17 protein-coding genes are annotated in these 17,225 nt (G+C 53.4%); 8 read left to right on the top strand and 9 right to left on the bottom strand.

Annotation, left to right across the window (positions count from 1 at the left end):
* Positions 1-9: 9 nt before the first annotated feature.
* Positions 10-1,050, bottom strand: a complete 1,041-nt coding sequence (locus tag VE954_RS08045) for an LNS2 domain-containing protein (protein WP_324951474.1) — start codon at positions 1,048-1,050, stop codon at positions 10-12.
* A 172-nt stretch (positions 1,051-1,222) separates the two neighbouring features.
* On the bottom strand, positions 1,223-1,483 hold the full coding sequence (gene rpoZ, locus VE954_RS08040) for a DNA-directed RNA polymerase subunit omega (protein ID WP_324951472.1): 261 nt from the start codon (positions 1,481-1,483) through the stop codon (positions 1,223-1,225).
* A 190-nt stretch (positions 1,484-1,673) separates the two neighbouring features.
* Between rpoZ and VE954_RS08035 the strand changes: the two genes are divergently transcribed.
* Genes VE954_RS08035 through VE954_RS08010 form a run of 6 tightly spaced genes read left to right on the top strand, consistent with a single transcriptional unit; the run spans position 1,674 to position 6,754 of the window.
* On the top strand, positions 1,674-3,320 hold the full coding sequence (locus VE954_RS08035) for a tetratricopeptide repeat protein (RefSeq protein ID WP_324951470.1): 1,647 nt from the start codon (positions 1,674-1,676) through the stop codon (positions 3,318-3,320).
* A 21-nt stretch (positions 3,321-3,341) separates the two neighbouring features.
* Complete coding sequence (locus VE954_RS08030) at positions 3,342-3,821, top strand: hypothetical protein (RefSeq protein ID WP_324951468.1); 480 nt, start codon at positions 3,342-3,344, stop codon at positions 3,819-3,821.
* 24 nt (positions 3,822-3,845) lie between these two features.
* Positions 3,846-4,148 (top strand): hypothetical protein, encoded by a 303-nt coding sequence (locus VE954_RS08025; RefSeq protein WP_324951467.1) that lies wholly within the window; start codon positions 3,846-3,848, stop codon positions 4,146-4,148.
* A 3-nt stretch (positions 4,149-4,151) separates the two neighbouring features.
* On the top strand, positions 4,152-5,684 hold the full coding sequence (locus tag VE954_RS08020) for an NAD(P)H-hydrate epimerase (RefSeq protein ID WP_324951465.1): 1,533 nt from the start codon (positions 4,152-4,154) through the stop codon (positions 5,682-5,684).
* Between the two features lie 3 nt (positions 5,685-5,687).
* Positions 5,688-6,218 carry a gamma carbonic anhydrase family protein gene (locus VE954_RS08015; protein ID WP_324951463.1) on the top strand — a complete coding sequence of 177 codons (531 nt, stop codon included), beginning with the start codon at positions 5,688-5,690 and terminating at the stop codon, positions 6,216-6,218.
* A complete protein-coding gene (locus VE954_RS08010) occupies positions 6,215-6,754 on the top strand; it encodes a rhodanese-like domain-containing protein (RefSeq protein ID WP_324951461.1) in 540 nt (179 codons plus the stop codon). The genes VE954_RS08015 and VE954_RS08010 overlap by 4 nt, the downstream gene beginning before the upstream one ends.
* Here VE954_RS08010 and VE954_RS08005 read toward each other — a convergent pair whose 3' ends face one another.
* The 5 genes from VE954_RS08005 to VE954_RS07985 form a co-directional block, all read right to left on the bottom strand.
* Positions 6,755-7,345: a hypothetical protein gene (locus VE954_RS08005; protein WP_324951459.1), complete on the bottom strand. Its 591-nt coding sequence runs from the start codon at positions 7,343-7,345 to the stop codon at positions 6,755-6,757.
* Positions 7,346-7,568: 223 nt separating this feature from the next.
* Entirely contained in the window at positions 7,569-8,327 is a 759-nt protein-coding gene (locus tag VE954_RS08000; protein WP_324951457.1) for a DUF4360 domain-containing protein, read from the bottom strand.
* Positions 8,328-8,421: 94 nt separating this feature from the next.
* Positions 8,422-10,905, bottom strand: coding sequence for an excinuclease ABC subunit UvrA (locus VE954_RS07995; protein ID WP_324951455.1), 2,484 nt, complete (start codon positions 10,903-10,905; stop codon positions 8,422-8,424).
* A 5-nt stretch (positions 10,906-10,910) separates the two neighbouring features.
* Complete coding sequence (locus VE954_RS07990) at positions 10,911-11,873, bottom strand: 4-hydroxythreonine-4-phosphate dehydrogenase PdxA (RefSeq protein ID WP_324951453.1); 963 nt, start codon at positions 11,871-11,873, stop codon at positions 10,911-10,913.
* 2 nt (positions 11,874-11,875) lie between these two features.
* Complete coding sequence (locus VE954_RS07985; RefSeq protein ID WP_324951450.1) at positions 11,876-12,721, bottom strand: HAD-IIA family hydrolase; 846 nt, start codon at positions 12,719-12,721, stop codon at positions 11,876-11,878.
* A gap of 70 nt (positions 12,722-12,791) precedes the next feature.
* Between VE954_RS07985 and folK the strand changes: the two genes are divergently transcribed.
* Complete coding sequence (gene folK / locus VE954_RS07980) at positions 12,792-13,268, top strand: 2-amino-4-hydroxy-6-hydroxymethyldihydropteridine diphosphokinase (RefSeq protein ID WP_324951447.1); 477 nt, start codon at positions 12,792-12,794, stop codon at positions 13,266-13,268.
* Between the two features lie 63 nt (positions 13,269-13,331).
* Here the strand turns inward: folK and VE954_RS07975 are convergent, their stop codons facing one another.
* The gene (locus VE954_RS07975; protein WP_324951445.1) at positions 13,332-13,769 is read right to left on the bottom strand and encodes an HU family DNA-binding protein; all 438 of its coding nucleotides are present in this window, start codon (positions 13,767-13,769) and stop codon (positions 13,332-13,334) included.
* Between the two features lie 275 nt (positions 13,770-14,044).
* Between VE954_RS07975 and VE954_RS07970 the strand changes: the two genes are divergently transcribed.
* A complete protein-coding gene (locus VE954_RS07970; protein WP_324951443.1) occupies positions 14,045-15,220 on the top strand; it encodes a tetratricopeptide repeat protein in 1,176 nt (391 codons plus the stop codon).
* On the opposite strand, the gene VE954_RS07965 is transcribed toward VE954_RS07970, so the two are convergent.
* The gene (locus tag VE954_RS07965) at positions 15,217-17,184 is read right to left on the bottom strand and encodes an acetoacetate--CoA ligase (protein ID WP_324951441.1); all 1,968 of its coding nucleotides are present in this window, start codon (positions 17,182-17,184) and stop codon (positions 15,217-15,219) included. The two genes, VE954_RS07970 and VE954_RS07965, sit on opposite strands and share 4 nt — an antisense overlap.
* Positions 17,185-17,225: the final 41 nt, after the last annotated feature.

Below are 17,225 nucleotides of genomic sequence, written 5' to 3'. Positions count from 1 at the left end.
CTTGTCACCTTATTCGCAGACGCCATCCAGCGACGCGAAATTATTCAGCTCTCGATACGACTCAATCCTTTGGCCTCCGAATTTCTTATCATTGTACTTAAAGAAATAGCGCGATTCCGTGGGGATGCCGGCATTTTCATAAGCCTGGGCATCCGTATCGGTATTGCCGAAGGCATACGCGATTTCAAAGCCTTTATCGACCAAACGATTCAGAGCATCCGACTTATAAGCCGCAGCCTTACTGCCGGTCAGACCAAGGAGCGAAGCCAGACTGGTTTCAATGCGGCCGTCCGGAAACGCGCGTTCCTCAACAAAATCCCGCGTCCGTTGCACCGATAGCTCCGGACGCGCCGTCAGGTAAACCGGACGATAACCTTTGCTCACCAAACCTTTCAAGGCCTCGGCCGCTCCATCATTGGCATCGGGTGTGGCACCGGTTATGGTGGATCCCAATTCTGCCAGTTCCGAAGTGGTCAAGGTCCCATCCACATCGCTGACAAAAAGAGGCACGCCGGCCGGCATGACTTCGATAAACATTTCCGTAGTCGTATGATCCCCGGCGACGACAAGGTGCACGCGATGCCGTCCGACATCCAGCTGTTTATCGACCGGGATCTGGAAGTAGACACGACCGCCATCGTCTGGAATGCCCTCAATGGTGGCGCCACCGCCGTGGGTTGTCACTCCAGTGCCTAATTTTTCCCAAGTATCCCCACAGCCGCGCAGCAGATAGATATCCACCTCTTCGCCCTGCAGGTCCTTGCGCGCGAGCAAATTTCCGTAATTGAATTTGCCGATGATCCACTGGTCATCACCCTGCTTGAAGTACTGATCATGACCCCGGTGCCAGGCATTGCCACTCGGTTTTCGATTTTGAAAGGGACGGAACGCTCCGGGATCAGGTGCCTTGGCGTCGCAGGCTGGAATCGCCCGACAGTTATAGGCAAGCGAGGATGCGTCCTGCATCTGACTCGAATCAGAGGGTTGGCACCCACTCATTACCATACCGAGACCGAATACATAAATCATGGAATGGGCGTGAATCCGCATGAAAACTCCTTTTTTGATCCTGATTATCTGCTTGAAGTGGAGGTACCATAACGCAGAAGACCGGAAAAAAAGAAGTGGCAAACGCTGAAGAAAGATCAATATCTTGAATTGACGCTCGGGAGCTTATGCAGGAGGCGAGGGCCAAGGGATCCACTGGATCCCTGACAGGAGATTAAGCCGGATCAGACGCTGGCGCCATGGCAACCGGAGCCGTTGGGGAGCGAACCGGAGGAAGCTTATCAGCATCGGGATTCATACTCACAACCAGACCTTCGGCAATCTCACGCAAGGCTGTGACAGCTTCTTTGTTCTTGGTTTTGACCAAAGGAGTTTTGCCTTCCATCAGCTGGCGGGTCCGGTGCGAGGCAACCGCGACGAGCGCAAAGCGGTTCTCGATATATTGGAGGCAGTCTTCTATGGAAACGCGGGCCATGTACCACTCCTTTGAAATAAAGAAAGGCTGAAAGGCTATTATAAACAATCAGCTGAGTCAATCAAGTTATGTCTGCATATCCTGCAAGTTTTTTAGGCAGCAACCGGTCAAAAATGCCCACCTTAGCGCTATACCAGTCTCTTTGGTATAATCAAACGAGACAGAAGAACGTACCACGTAAAGAGGCTTGATGAAGGCACTGATCCAGACCGCTGGTCTTGTGACCGCCCTCTGGGGGATATCCATCCCTTTGGCAGGGCTTGTGCCGTCGTCACCCTTGTGGGCGGCCGCCGTCAAGACTCCAGCCAAAAACGCCGTGCTCCAAAAACTTTTCCGCCGCGGCATGGATGCTTATGAAGCCAAGTCCTACGACGATGCCGTGGACCTGTTTTCCCAACTCCTGCAAAAGCAGCCGGATTACGCGCCAGCCAAAATCCAGCTGGCTCGCTCCCTTTACCAACTGAAACGATTCACAGAATCGTACAAACTCTTCCAGCAGGTCGAGGATATTAGCATACTCGAGCCAGATCCGAGCTACGAATATGGCCAATCGGCTTTTCGTTCCGATGATTATGCCAATGCCCTGAAGGCCTTTCGCAATGTTCCCAACGGCCATCCCCTGTTTGACCTGGCAGGTTACTACGGTGGGATCGCAGCCTTCAAACAGGGTGAATATCAGCTCGCGCTCGACCTTTTCGAGCAAGCCGTTGTCCTGCCATCCAAACTTTTGAAGTCGCAAAAGCTTTATCAAAAGGAAGCGGAAAAGCTGCTGATCCAGCAGCAAAAGCAGGAGCTGCAGAACACTGTGCCACCTGCCACGAATCGACCCAATGGTGCTGGGACTGCAGAAGCCGCAGAGCCACCCAAGCCCTTCCGTTTTCTGTCGGCGAAGCGTCAGGTCCAGTTCATTCCACGAGCCAGCACGCAGACCCGTCAGCGCGTGGATAATCAGAGCAGCGAGCATCAGATCAAGAGCGGAACCCTGCAGCTGGATTTAGGCGCTGAGCGCAATGCGTCGGCACAGAAGGCTCCCCATTGGATCTTTCAAGCTGATATATCCGTACTTGGTATTGAAGGTGGGACCGACGAAGTCCTCGTCCTTCCCGATGCACGCACCGAGCAGGAACGCTTTCTTCTACAAAAAAATAAGCCGCGAGGCCTGTTCTGCGTTGGGGTGGGTGCGGCCGTGGAATGGTCCATCGCCACAGGAACCAGTCTCGGGTTGAACCTTGGCGGCCGTGGGCTCGTGCCCGGTGGTGCGGATGAACCGCAAGGCGCCGGCATCCCGCAGGTTGGGATTTTCCTGGCCCAGAAAAATAACAACCTGGAGACTCTGCTGAAAACAGATTTCCATGGTTACATCTATGATGGCGATTTTCTCTTTTCGAATGCTCGACAGGTCGGGCGCATCGAATATGTCGCCATGAATCGCATTCGCTTCGGTCTGCAGGGCGAACTTTCGGAATACGCCTACAACGTGGATCGCGTCAATGGACCCGATTGGCAAGGCCGGATTCTTTCGGAAATCGGTTATGGCCATGATCAGGGATTCCGCGCTGCCATTGGAGCATTCTTTGAAATCACTGAGGGTCAAAGGTTTCACGACCTTGGCGAGGTTTCGGTAATCGAATTCAATCACAATACGTTTGGCGCCCGATTCCGTTCGGACGTCACGTTGGTGAAAGCGGTTGATATCGGTTTGGAAGCCTCGGTCATGGATCGCAGCACGACCGGACTCAGTCCCAGCAATGAAAATACCATAGCGGCCCAACGCGCGATTTTCCCAACTGTGGTCTCGACACTTTCATTGCATATCAATATCCACACAGGTTTCTAAAAAATTTTAAGGAGGTGGGTCATGGATCGTCAATGGGTCAAGATCCTTGCCCAAGCGAGCCTTGAGGGTGGTGCGTGGAAACTCGGCAACCCGGCGGCTGCCCATGAACATAGTCGGGCGACCTTGCAGAAAACGGTCACGCAGCTGTTTCAGAACACCAAGGAAGCGGTGGCGATCTTCAATGACAATAGCCGCAAGGATAAAAAGCTGAGTCTTTTTCCGGTTTATGCCAAAGGCCGGGAAACCATGGCTGGCTTTGTGCTTGTCCTGGGTCGCCTGCAGCTGCAGCTCATGCAAACTGACCTGAGTCTTGAAATCCATCTGTCGCGACTGCAGGGTTTTCAGCAGAGCAATGAGCTTCTCCATCGATTCGATCCCCACTGCGACCCGTTTGGAGGAATCTCCTGGATCATGGATCAAAAATCTATTATGACAGATGAAATGATTGTGAAACAGCTTCTCCATGACCTTTGCCGGGAAGCTTATGCCAGCGAATGGTAATCCTGGTGTGATAAGGAAATCTTCATGCAGATCCAGTTCTCCGATAGCGATCCTCAATCTGTCATAAAAAAACTGGAAGACGCCATGGGCGGCCGCCAGCTGGGCAATATGGTCCAATTCGGTATGAGTGGCAATGACATGATCGTCACCATTTCCAAACTGGGCACCTCCACTCTGACCTTCAAATGCGATCAAACCCCCAAAGGTTGCCATTTCGCCCTGACCAAGGAAAAAATTGCCCTGACGCATCGGCCGCTCAAGGGTGAAGTCACCGATAAAATCGTCAAGGTCATCCAAAAAGCCGGTGGCCAGGTTAGCGGAAACTAATCCGTGATCTGGGCTGGCCAGGTCGCTCGAGACATCGATCATCTCACGACGACGCTGCATGGTGTCCCCTCGCTCGACCTGATGGAAGAGGCGGGGCTTGGCGTTGCGCGACTGGCCATGGAAATTTGGAAACCTGGACTCTCCATCCTCGTGGTGGCGGGTGCGGGAAACAACGGCGGTGACGCTTTGGTCGCAGCCCGATATTTGAAAGAAGCGGGTTTTGCGCCTGCGGTTTTTGATGTCAGGGCGGCAGACACTCAGGAAACACCCGATCGCCAAACCCAACGCCTGCGTTATGAAAAGCTCGGCACACCCTGCCTTCCCTATCGTGATGCTCACGATTTTTCATCGTTCCCATCATCCACTTTGATCATCGATGGCCTTGTGGGCCTTGGCCCCAAACAGCTGTTGCGCCCAGGTTTGGTGCGTCAGTGCCTGATCGATCTTAGGGCCCTGAAAGCGGAGCGGGTCCTGGCTATCGATTTACCATCAGGTATGCTGGCAGATGTCTGGCAGCCGGATGAAGTTCTCTTGCCTGCCACGCACACGATCACGTTCGGATCTGCCAAACTTTTACACGTTCTGGAACCCGCACGGTCCTTCTGCGGTGAACTGCGCATCATGCCTTTACCGTTCCATCCCGAGGCCATTCAGAGCTGTTTGAAGCAGCAAGGCTTTCATCTGGATCACGATACAGCTGTTCTGCCTCGCGTTTCGCCCTGGCATGATCTGCCTGCGGATGCCCACAAATTTACCCGTGGGCACCTGCTGATCATCGGCGGCAGCCAGGGAAAACTGGGAGCCCCTCTTCTTGCTGCCGAAGCAGCCATGCGAGCCGGCGCCGGCTGGGTCAGTGTTGCTCTTCTGGATGCCCGCGATCGACCTGCTTTGCCACGTTTCTTGACCTATGAAGACTGCGGTGCCGATCCTCAAAAACTGCTGCCCTTTCTTCGCGAACGTCGGGTCAAGGCGCTGGTCATCGGCCCAGGAACCATGCAGAATCCTTTGACGCCTGAACTCCTTAAGGCCTTGCAAACCGAGCAGCAGAATTCAGGACTTTTTCTGGTCTTTGATGCAGGCGCCTTGAAAAATTGGAGCACAATGGCTCGAGGTCTCATCTTTGATTCCGATCGCACGCTCCTGACCCCACACCCTGGCGAGTGGCGAGCCATCGATAGCTCCCACAGCGACTTGAAAAATTTGGAATCACTGACTCAGGCCTGGACATTCTGCGAGACGTTTGGTGTCAGTGTTTTCTATAAAAGTGCCACACCCTTTACAATGGCATCACAGAACGGCAGGCGTTTTCTGCTGAATACCGATGGTTCACGTGCCCTGGGCAAAGCAGGAAGCGGTGATGTTCTGGCAGGAGTGGCGGCGGCCTTCGGTTGCGCCGGACGCAGTGCGCCCCTGGTTGGCAACGAAGCCCAAAGAGCAGTGGCCAAGGCAGCCCAAAAAGCGGTATTGCAGTGGGGAAGAGATGGGCTTGGACCCGAGGATTTGATTCAAAATCTGGGGCAGGCTTTTAAGGAGTGATCAATGTATCTCATGCCAGGATCCACCCTTCTGCCTTATAAGGGCAAACTGCCGACTCTCGGCAAGGGCGTATTTGTTGCCAGCGGTGCTCACATTATCGGCGATACAGAAATCGGCGAGGACAGCAGCATCTGGTTCAACGTCGTCATTCGCGGTGACTGCAATTACATCCGGATTGGCAAGCGCACCAACATTCAGGATGGAACGGTGATTCACGTCACCAACACCTATTTCCCTACATTCGTCGGGGATGATGTCACGGTGGGCCACGGCGCGGTGCTGCATGGATGTCGGATCGGCAATCACTGCTTGATCGGCATGGGCGCAACGGTGATGGACGATGTAACAATTCCCGAGCGTTGCGTGGTCGCTGCTGGATCACTTGTGCCTCCGGGAAAAAAATACAATCCCGGCACCTTGATTAAAGGCAATCCTGCGCGCGAAGCTCGGCCATTAACTGATAAAGAACTTGCCGATCTGGATCGTTCAGTTCAGTATTACCTCGAGTATAAGCGAGGTTATGAGCCAAATTGAGACTGAGCAAAGATTTGCCATTGGCCGCCCTGAACATCCCACATCTCCCGATGGTGATCGAAGAGGCTTTTGCTGTGCTTTGCTGGCAGTCTGGCTCAAGACAGGACAAGACAACCGAAGACGTACATCACTGGACGATCGCTGACCTTGCCGATCGCGCCCGCATGCCTCTGGAAGGAGTCGTAAAAAGATTGGAACAGATAGCCACGATAGCCGATGAGATTGAAATCAGCGCCATATCCCTGAAGGACCTTCTGCAAAAAAACCCGGAACGGATTTTTCTTTTGGATGTACGGGAACCCTGGGAATTTGAAATCTGCCGCGTACCGGGCTCACAATTGATGGCTCGTATGGATCTGGCTAGAATTTTTGAAGGCTTGAAGGAGCTGACGGTTGTCACCATCTGTCACCACGGGGTGCGTTCTTTGTCGGCCGCTTTCTATCTGCAGGAAGCGGGTTTAAGGCGGGTCAAATCCCTGCAAGGGGGCGTGGAAAGCTGGGCGACGCAGGTCGAGCCCAGCATGATACGTTACTGATTACTTCTTGGCGCTCAGGCGGTCTTCCGCCTGGGTCGCTGCTGGATAATAATAATCCATCGTGGCTTTGATATTCAGTTGATCCGCTGTTTTCAGATGAAAACGCTCGGAATTCGCCAGCTCATGCAAATAGGCTTCGCGCTCCGCCTGCAGAGTGCCATCCAAACCCATCAAATCCTTCATGCGAATCACGGCAAAATTCTGCCGACAATGAACTTCAAGTTCATGGGCCAGAGTTGAACCCAAAAGAGCCCAGCTGGTGAATGCTGCGGGTCCGACTGTCACATCGAGTTTGCTGCCCCAACCGTTCAAGGTTGTCAGGCCGCGGTCTTCCAAAGTCATATCCAAACGGGGTGCATTGGCGTTGACCGGCACCTTGATTTCAAAGAGTTCCATGGCGATATCAATGCTTTCTTGAGTCATCGCTGGTTTGGTCGAAGGCGGCACAACCGTGACCGAGCGCAGTTCTTTCGCAAAATGCTCGCGCTGATCCATGGACTGCTTGGCGAGAAAAATGCCACCAGCAGCTGAAAATACTAGGCTTAGGGCCAGGATTCGGAACATCGATGTGGAAGCAGCATTCAGAAGCATAACAACTCCGCAACAGAAGGAGAACATCTCCCGTTATCTGTTGCAAGCCGAAGGCCAGACCCAAGTCCCTGAATCCATAGTTTAACTTTCCGATTGCGTGCCAGAAAATAAGGGCAGCTGTCTGAGGCTCTGACACTTACTTTTAAGAAAGGAATATCAAAGAAAAAAGCGGCGATCCGGAGATCGCCGCCCAATCACAAGGAGTATGACTCAGAGATATTCATTACAGGCACTTGGCCCATAAGACTTCAAAACGATAGGGGCTACTGCCCTCGATGCGCAGGTCCCCATGGGAGCCGGACCCACTGGAATTCAAGGACAATGCGGTATCGATCCGCAATTCGCTCTGACCACTGCAGCTGGACCATACGATGTTCTGATCCGCGACGGTGTGATCCAAACGCAGGGGCTTGTCCGAATAACGAGTCTCCAGAGTCTTCTGGATGACCAAAGGATTTTTATCTTGGATGCCATAGGATCCATCAAAAACTGCCTGGGAATCAACAGGAATTTGACCCATGAGCGGAACTTCGACCCGGCGGATGGCAAAGGCGTAACCCTTTTTATAGGCGACCCGGATCTGCATGCGGCAGCGGGCGGCCTGGTCTTGCAGATGCATCGATGCCAAGTTCATATCCCAGGAAGCCAGGGACACATCATTCATGCCACCTGCCGTAAATTTTTCCAGGCATATCCCGTCGTGGTTCTGCACAATGCCATTGTCATCAAAACGCGGATTCAACCACGAATTTTGCTGTATAACCACGATCTGGCCCACAGCGAGATTTGCGGTCTGGCATTCCTGGCTTTGGTTGACGCCATCAATATTGCATTGGAGATTGGTATCGATTTGAGTTTGGGCTGTGGAATCAGAACTCTGGTTTTCAATAACCACAGGCACGTTTTTCTCGGTTTTCTTTGTGCCGCAAGCGAGGATAAAACAGGCTGGAATCAATGCTGTTGCCATGATCACATGTTTCATGAAGAACCCCTTGCTGGATAAATCCGTCTAAGTGACCAGCTTTATGACACAGCAATATCGACATGGCAACAGTTTTTTTATTCAATTGTTTCATCTACTTGGGAGGACCCTCATAAAGGAGTAGCCCTCCAGCGTCGCCAGAACCCGGCCCCAGCTCCATAACCCAGTCTGCCGCCTGGATCACCTGTTGGTCGTGCTCAACGATAACCAGAGTTGCACCCTGTGCCACCAGAGATTGCAGCTGATCCAACAGCAAAGCTACATCACGGAAATGCAAACCGGCAGTGGGTTCGTCCATGAGCAGCACCGTTCCGGGCACTGTTTTTTTCGCCAGATAAGGGACGAGTTTCAAACGCTGGGATTCACCACCCGACAAGCTGGAGGTGGGCTGACCCAGCTTCAAATAGCCAAGGCCCAGTTGAACGGCTGGTAAAAGGCGCCTTTGAATCAGGCGATGGGTTTGAAACATTTCCACCGCCTCGGCGATCGACAGTTCCAGAACTTCCGACAGATTCAAGCCTCCGTACCGCACCTCCAAAACCTGGGGCTTATAACGCTTGCCGGCACAGATGGGACAAGGCACCTCGGCATCCGAGAGAAATTTCATGGTCAGGATCAGCTTGCCTCGGCCCTTGCATTCCGGGCAGCGTCCCTCTTCATGCGAAAGGGAAAAGGATCCGGCATCCAGACCCATGATTTGGGCTTCCGGAACGCTGGCAAAGAGCTGACGCAATTCGGTGAAGATGTCGAGCCAGGTTGCAGGCATGCTGACTGATGATTTCGCAATCGGCTTGCGTGATATCAGAGTACAGGCCGTCACCGCATCGGCACCTTCGATCCGACTGACAGCAATCGGCGCTTTGCGAGGGCCTTCCCGCAGGATCTGCTCGATATTGCGATACAGGGTTTTCAAGACGAGGCTGCTTTTCCCGGCACCGCTGACGCCTGTCACCACCGTCATGGCCTGCATGGGAAACCGGGCTTTTTTGATCCGAAGATTATAGAGCTGGGGTTCATGCAGCGTAATGTAATGATCGAAGCTGCGGCGCTTGCTCGACTTCTGAACCGGAGCCTCCTTCTGTCCCGCCAGATAACGGGCGGTGAGCGATTCATTCTTATAGAGTGCCGCATCCTTCGGCGCAAACTGTGCGAGCAGATGCCCACCCTGACGACCCCCATCAGGTCCAAGATCAATGATCCAATCACTGGCCTGCATGATATGCGGATCATGATCCACCACCAGAACCGTATTGCCCTGATCACGCAGGCGCCGCAGGGCTTCGTTGATGCGTTCGATTTCACTGGAATGAAGGCCCTGACTGGGTTCATCCAGGACATACAGCACGCCGCGCAGCTGTTCGCTCAGGATGCTGCTGAGACGAAGCCTCTGCGCCTCGCCGTTGGAAAGCGAAAGAATACGCCGGCCAAGGCCCAGGTATTCAAGACCAAGATTTTTGAGTCGGCGCAGGTGCTGGACCAGCTGCTCCAGAACCAGTTTTTGGGCGGCTGTATCCGGGGGAAGACTGACGAGGGCGTCATGGAAAAAGCTTTCAAGTTCGGCTATCGAACTTTGATAGGCCCGATGAATCGAACGACCCCGAAATAAAATCGCCTTAAGGTCAACCAGCAGTCCGGTTCCACCGCAGGTCCGGCAAGGATCCGGTTCAAAAAAATCACTGCTGGTGTCCAGCTCATCATCATCCTTTTGCAAGCCCCGTCCCTCACAGGATGCACAGCGACCCAGCGAGTTGGGTGAAAAATGCCGGGAATCCAGTTTCGGCCAGCTAAAGGAGCACACAGGACAGCCGGCATGCAGTGACAGATGCTGCCTTGTTTTTTTATCAAGCACACCTTTGGCATCAGCCTGACACAGGACTGCGGTGCCTTCACCCAGGGTCAGCGCCGTCTCCAAGGATCGTCGCAGACGAGCCTCGCGACTCGGTTCCACCTTGGTGACATCGATGACGATATCGATATCGTGCTTTTCCTCTTTGGCCAGAACCGGGATGGGTTCGAGCGTCACGAGATCACCGTCGATATAGGCGCGGGCATAGCCTTTTTTCTGATAGTCCTCCAGGACCTTGCGGAACTGGCCTTTTTTCTGATCAGCAACACAGACCAGGACAGCGACTGTTTTACCAAACAGCTGAGCGCGGGCATGGCCAACCAGATCTTCGATGCTGCGGGATTCTGTCGGCAGATCGTGTTTGGGACAGCGTTTTTCGGCAAAACGCGAGAAAAGAATGCCCAGCAGTTCACCAATATCGGTAAGGCTTGCCACCGTGGCTCGCACAGATGGCTGCGTTTCATTTTGCGCCAGGGCAATCGCGGGTGATAATCCACTGGCCGAGCGCAGAGCCGGCCTCGAACCGAGATCCAGAAATTGCCGGGAATAGTGGGACAGAGTGTAAAAAAAACGTCGATTGGCTTCGGCCAGAATCGTATCAAAGGCCAGCGAACTTTTTCCTGATCCGCTCACCCCGGTAATGACCGTGATCCGCCCGCGCGGAATGTTCAGATCCAAATGCTTCAGGTTATGCTCAAAGGCGCCACGAATTTCAATTGTGCTGCGTTCCATAGCTTTTACCACCCTAGATAGTGACGAGCCTGCTGCAAAGCCAAACGGAAACTGTCTGAACGCGCTTCATTGCGGCCATAAAGTTCGGCGGCCGGACCATGATCCGGGGACAGGCGCAAATGCGCAAGACCCCCGGTGACGTTGATGGCATCATAAAAATGCAGGGATTTGAGCGGCCCCAGGCCCTGGTCATGATACATGGCCAGAACCCCATCAAAGGCGCCGGAATAAGCCCTAAAAAATATCGTATCGGCCGGTAAAGGACCCACGATGTCAAGCCCCAATCGTTTGGCTTCCTCAACCGCAGGGACCAGAATACGCGTATCTTCGTCGCCAAAGAGCCCGCCGTCCCCACAATGCGGATTGAGTCCGGCCACCGCCAGCCGAGGTTTTTGCAGACCAAAAATACGTTGCAAAGAACCCTGCAAAAGACGGGCTTTTTGCACGATCAAATCCGATCGGATCGCCGCCGGCACATCACGCAATGCCAGATGATTGGTGGCCAGCGCGACCCGCAACTTGCTTCCCGCCAGAATCATGATGCCCTGCGCGCCCCACAGGTCTTCAAAAAATTCGGTCTGGCCTGGGAAGCGAAATCCAGCTTTGGCGCAGCAGGATTTATCGATGGGACTGGTCATGATCGCGAGTGATTTTTGATCCGGCGGCAGGGAACGTAGCGCAGAAAGCGCTGCAAAAGCTACCTGCCCACGCTGCTCATCCGTCAATTGCCTGGGATCCACAGCCGGACAATCGGGACTGCTATCGAAAAAATACAGGCCCGGCCCCGAGATCGCCGCCCACTGTTTGATTTCCTTGAACCTGAAGGGGACAGAAGACTGCTGCAACCATTGGGTGCGCGCGCCAACCACCACCACAATACGGGTCGGATCATCGGCCCAGAGGTTTTTTTCCCGCACCAGGCATTCCACCGCGACACTCAGGGGATCGCCCAGGGTAATAATCAACACAATCAGACCCTCCAGTGCCGCAAAATGTAACGGGGTTCGGGGTTGAATTCCAACCCATGCCCCAATCGGGTCAGTCCGGTGCCTACGAGCAGCGCATCAATCCCGTAATTTTTCGCTCCGAGTATATCCGTTTCCAATTGGTCACCGATCATCAGCAGTTTTTTATGACCGGCTCTGCGTTCCGCCTCGGCAAAAATCGGTGCAAAAGGCTTGCCGAGTTTGGCAAAAATCGGTGCATCCTGGCCCAGTCGCAGTTTCAAACCGGCTTCAAGTAACAGCGCCAGGGATCCTGCCGTAAATCCATAACTCTGTCCGGATTTGGGATAAATCAGATCCGGATTGGTCAGAATGAGGTAACAAGGTCGTCCGGCCTCAACTCGAAGACAGACATGAGTCAGCACCGCATCCAAGGTTTCGAGCAGCGGGTATTCGGTTTGATTGGCTATGATGACCACGGCATAATCATGATGCTCGAGGGCTCCACAGGGAATGCCTCCGGCTTTTCGCACCAGTTCATGCGTCGCGGATGTGCCGAGGACGCAGGTCAGCTGCCCACGCAAGCCTTGCTCTTCGAAATAACGAGGCAGAAGGGAACCGGACGTGATGACCTCATCCAGAGTCACATCAAGTCCCATGGCCCGATACGCTTCGGTTGCCTGTTCGGGTGTTCGTGAGCTGCCATTGGTCAAAATCCAGCAGGATTTGCCGCGTTTACGCAGGTCATGCCACACCTGAGCCGCGGCTGGAATCAGACCCGATCCATCGAGCAGAACGCCATAGGCATCGAATAAAAATCCTTCATAGCTGTTCTCAATTTCATCCAAGGAACTCAGTTCGTGCGATGCCATTTCTTTTGCCTTCGCGCTTTGCCTCGACTATGATCCCCACCAGCCACAAGCCCGCGGAGACTGCCGTTTTATGCAGGAATATGTGTTGGCCTTGGGGGCCAATCTCGGTGATCGAGAGTATTACATAGGTCAGGCCATCGAAGCTATCCGCACAAGTTGCGGCCCTATCCAGCGCCAGTCAAGGCTACTGGAGACGGAAGCGATGGGCGCGGCGGACCGTCCTTTTTTGAATGGCGCGCTGGTCATTGCCAGCGAACTGACCCCCGCAGCCCTCCTCACGCACCTCCTCCAGATTGAGCAAAGCCTGGGCCGCACCCGCGAGCTTCGCTGGGGCAATCGCACGATCGATCTCGATATCATTTTGTGGAAGGATGCGCGTGGGCGGTATCCAAGCGTCAAAACTTCGACGCTGACCATCCCCCATCCGGAGATGCAGAACAGACTCTTCGTCCTGGAACCGGTGGCAGAAGTGGCTGCCGACTGGCTGCATGCGGAACGGCACATAACAGTGGCCGAACTGCTCAGGGAAAAACAAAAAAGCGGCTAAAAAGCCGCTTTTCTTTAAGACTCCTACGCGGAACTTTGGTCAAGCCCCACGGAGTCCCAACACTCAGACCATATCTTTCAGAGCTTTCAGAGCGCGAACTTTGACCACGTTGCGTGCTGGCTTGGCTTTGAAGGTCATCTCTTCACCAGTGAAGGGATTGGTGCCTTTGCGAGCTTTGGTGGCGGGTTTACGAACCACGGTAACTTTCATCAGACCAGGAACGGTGAAGGTTCCTGGGCCTTTTTTCAAGTCATGGCCGATCAGCTCGCCCAGAGTTTCAAACAGGGAGCTGACTTCCTTTTTGGACAGGCCGGTGTTGTCAGAAATGGAAGCCAAAACCTGGCTCTTGGTGCGGGTTTTGCTGACTTTATCGAAATTTTTTGGGCCAGTGGGGACGACCCGTGGCTCTTTTTTCTTTTCAGCTTTAACCTTGGTTCCGCCTGCTTTTTTAACAGTTTTCTTGCCAGCTGCTTTTTTTGTTCCGGCCTTCTTCTTCGCCATAAAAACTCGACCTCCTAAAAAGTATGAAAGTGCGATGGGTGCATACCCTATAAATTACGTTAAGCCAGCAGTGAAAATCAAGCTTCATTGATAGCATCTGCTGCGAAACAGAGAAGATGCAATACCAAAGAACATTGGATAGAGGCAACTGTTTTGGGCAAAATAAGGCGTTTTTTTACAACTGGAGCCCCCACCCCTAGGGTTCCTCAGGGTGATCGACTCAATTTTTCCTGATAAACGCCGAAACCTAAGCTGGTCCTTCAGGGAGAAAAGTCATGAAATCCGGGTTTGGGGCCCGCAATTTCCTCGGGAATCAAAGCGTTCTTATCATAGAGCCGACCCTGAACTATAAAAACTCTATGAAAGGCTTTCTCAGTAATCTGAAGATTACCAACTACAAATTCGTGTCCACGGTTCGCGATGCCAAAATCAGCCTTCTGACGATGGACGTCGGGCTTTTCATCTGCGAATGGAGCCTGAAGGACATGAATGGCATCCAGTTCTGCCGGGAAATTAAAGAAAATCCCCGTCATCAGCAGACTCCCTTTTTGCTACTTTCTGTGGAAAACCTCAAGAAAGACATCATCTTGGCCAGTGAGGTCGGGATCGACGGCTACCTCCTGAAACCTTTCAGTTTCGAGGAATTTCGTGACAGTGTGATGAGCGTCCTGCGGGTCAAGCGTGCCCCCAATCTCATCAATAAGACCATTGATGAAGCCCTGGAATTGGTGCGGCTCAATGAAATCGATCGCGGCGAACTCCTCTTTGAACAGGCCAGGCAGGCCAATCCTCAATCCGCTCGCGCGCTCTGTGGACTGGCTCAGATCGCTGAATTACGCAACGATTCAGCCCGGGCCATCATGCTTTTGAAGCAGGCGCACCATGCCAATCCCGATTACGTCGACGCCATTCGCCATCTGGTGGAACTCTATTTGATCCGCGGACCCGCGCGCGAACTGATCGAGATGGCCGAGAAAGCCCATAAAATCAGCCCGGAAAATCCCAAATATACCCTGATCCTGGCCAAGGCATTTTTGGAAGAAGAAGACCTGCCCAAGTCGGAACTCTTCTTTAAAAAGACCATTCGCCTGTCCCCAAAATTGGCCCAGGCCTATAAGGGTCTCGGCCGGCTTTATTTGATTCAGGATGACTATGATTCGGCCATGAAGAACTTCGAAAAAGCCCTGGATTTCGATGAAAAAGACGTGAGCGTCTTGAACTCTTTGGGCCTGGCCTATGTCAAGCTGGAGAAATACCCTGAGGGTATTGAAAAATACATGGCCGCACTCAGAATGCGGCCGAATGATTTTCGGATCATCTTTAATTTGGGATATGCCAAGGAAAAACTAGGCGATCTCGAAGCCGCCCGTTTTTACTATCAGCAGGTTCTGACTCATAATCCCGAATTTGACAAGGCCAAACGTCGACTCAAGAACCTCGGTGCCGCCTAACGCCAGCGCTCGTATTCCTGCAAACACTCTGGATTGACAATCGCCGACACATTATCGAGTGCCTCCCGATGCAGAATTCGGGTCACCGCCAGTTCGAGTTTTTTCCCACTCCGGGTATAGGGAATATCATGGACCTGATGGATGGCGGCGGGCACATGCCTTGGCGAAAGCTTTTGTCGTAGCTCCTGCTTGATGTTCCGCACCAGCTCATCCTGGAGCTGCAGACCTTCTTTTAATTTTACAAAGAGGACCATCTCCGCATCGCCGTCTCTTTGTCGCGAAACGGCCAGAGAATCCTGAACTTCGGGGAACTGTTCCACCTGGCGATAGATTTCGGCCGTTCCAATGCGAACACCACCCGGATTCAATGTCGCGTCGGAGCGACCATAAACGGTAATCCCGCCGTGTTCGGTGATTTCGATAAAATCACCGTGTCGCCACACTTCCACATGGGGATAAAAGTTGAAGTACGCGTCCTGATACCTGGTCCCATCCTCCCGCCAGAAACCGATGGGCATCACCGGGAAAGGCTTGGTGCAGACCAATTCCCCGCGTTGCTGCCGGAGCGGATGACCGTCTTCATCCCAGCAATCGACGGCCATGCCGAGACCAGGCCCTTGAATCTCGCCCATGTAAACAGGCAGCCAGGGATTGCCCAGCATGAAACAGGAAACAATATCGGTTCCACCACTGATGGACGCCAGATGAAGGTCCGATTTCACGGCCTGGTAGACCCATTGAAAATGTTCGGGCATCAGCGGTGAACCCGTGGATAGCATGGTTTCCAGGCGCTCCAGGCGCAGCGTGGAACCCGGTTCAAGCCCGGCTTTCATGCAGGATGCAAGAAATTTGGGGCTGGTGCCGAAACAGGTGACGCCATGATCGGCCACGGCCTGCCAGAGCACTCCAAAATTCTGTCGATTGATGGAGCCTTCAAAAAGGACCAGATCGGCTCCGGTCGCTAAAGCTGACACCATCCAATTCCACATCATCCAGCCACATGTCGTGAAATAAAGCAGGCGCTTCGCCGGCCCCAAATCGGTGTGCAGCATCAGTTCTTTTTTATGCTGAAGCAGGGTTCCCCCCACGGAATGCACGATGCACTTGGGTTTGCCGGTGGTGCCAGAGGAGAAAAGAATAAACAGAGGATGATCAAATGGGGTGGCGACCGGTTCAAATGCGGCGAGAGCCTCTTGGGGTTCCACCTGAGCCAGAAAATTTTGCCAGGATACAAAGGGCGCCGGGTGCTCTCCCACACTCAAGGGATCGATCATGATGCAGGACTTCACCGTGGGAAGCTGCCGGCTTACATTCAGCGCTGTGTCCGCACAATCGATGAATTTATCGCTGTAAGAGTAGGCGCGAGTGGCGAACAGTACCGTAGGCTCGATCTGGGTGAAGCGGTCCAGGATTCCTTCACTGCCGAAGTCAGGGGAACAGGATGACCAGATGGCTCCGAGCGCACTGGTTGCCAGCATGGCAACGATGGCTTCGCTGGTGTTCGGACAGATTCCAGCGACACGATCACCGGACTTTACCCCAACCTTCTCCAAGGCAGCTGTGCATTGAGCCACCTGGGTTTTCAGGTCCTCACTTGAAAGAACGACGGGGTCCCGCAGACCTTCTATTATAGATATGATCTTGGCCGGATTTCCATCCTGATGAGCTAACAGATTTCGAGCAAAACTCAACCGACCATCGGGAAACCACTGACCGCCTCGCATTTTTCCAGCGGGTGGCGCCTGGAACACCTTGGATGCAGGCTGATCCCAGATGATCCCCAGATAGTCGGCAGCAGCGCCCCAGAACGTCGAAGGGTGATCAATCGACCATTGATGCAACTCATGATAATTGGAGAAGGAGACACCCGTTTGGGCTTCCACACGGCTCTTGAATTTCCACATGTGGCTGGCATGCAAACGCTCGCGCCCTGCCTGCCACAACGCATTATCGTCCCTGGCCATACTGCCTAACCCCCTTGGCGAGAACCTCCTGTGCCTAGGAT

It is taken from the genome of Oligoflexus sp., from assembly GCF_035638955.1.
Taxonomy (GTDB): Bacteria; Bdellovibrionota_B; Oligoflexia; order Oligoflexales; family Oligoflexaceae; genus Oligoflexus.
Note: the sequence above shows the minus strand (reverse complement) of the source record. Positions and strands in the feature narration are given on the sequence as shown.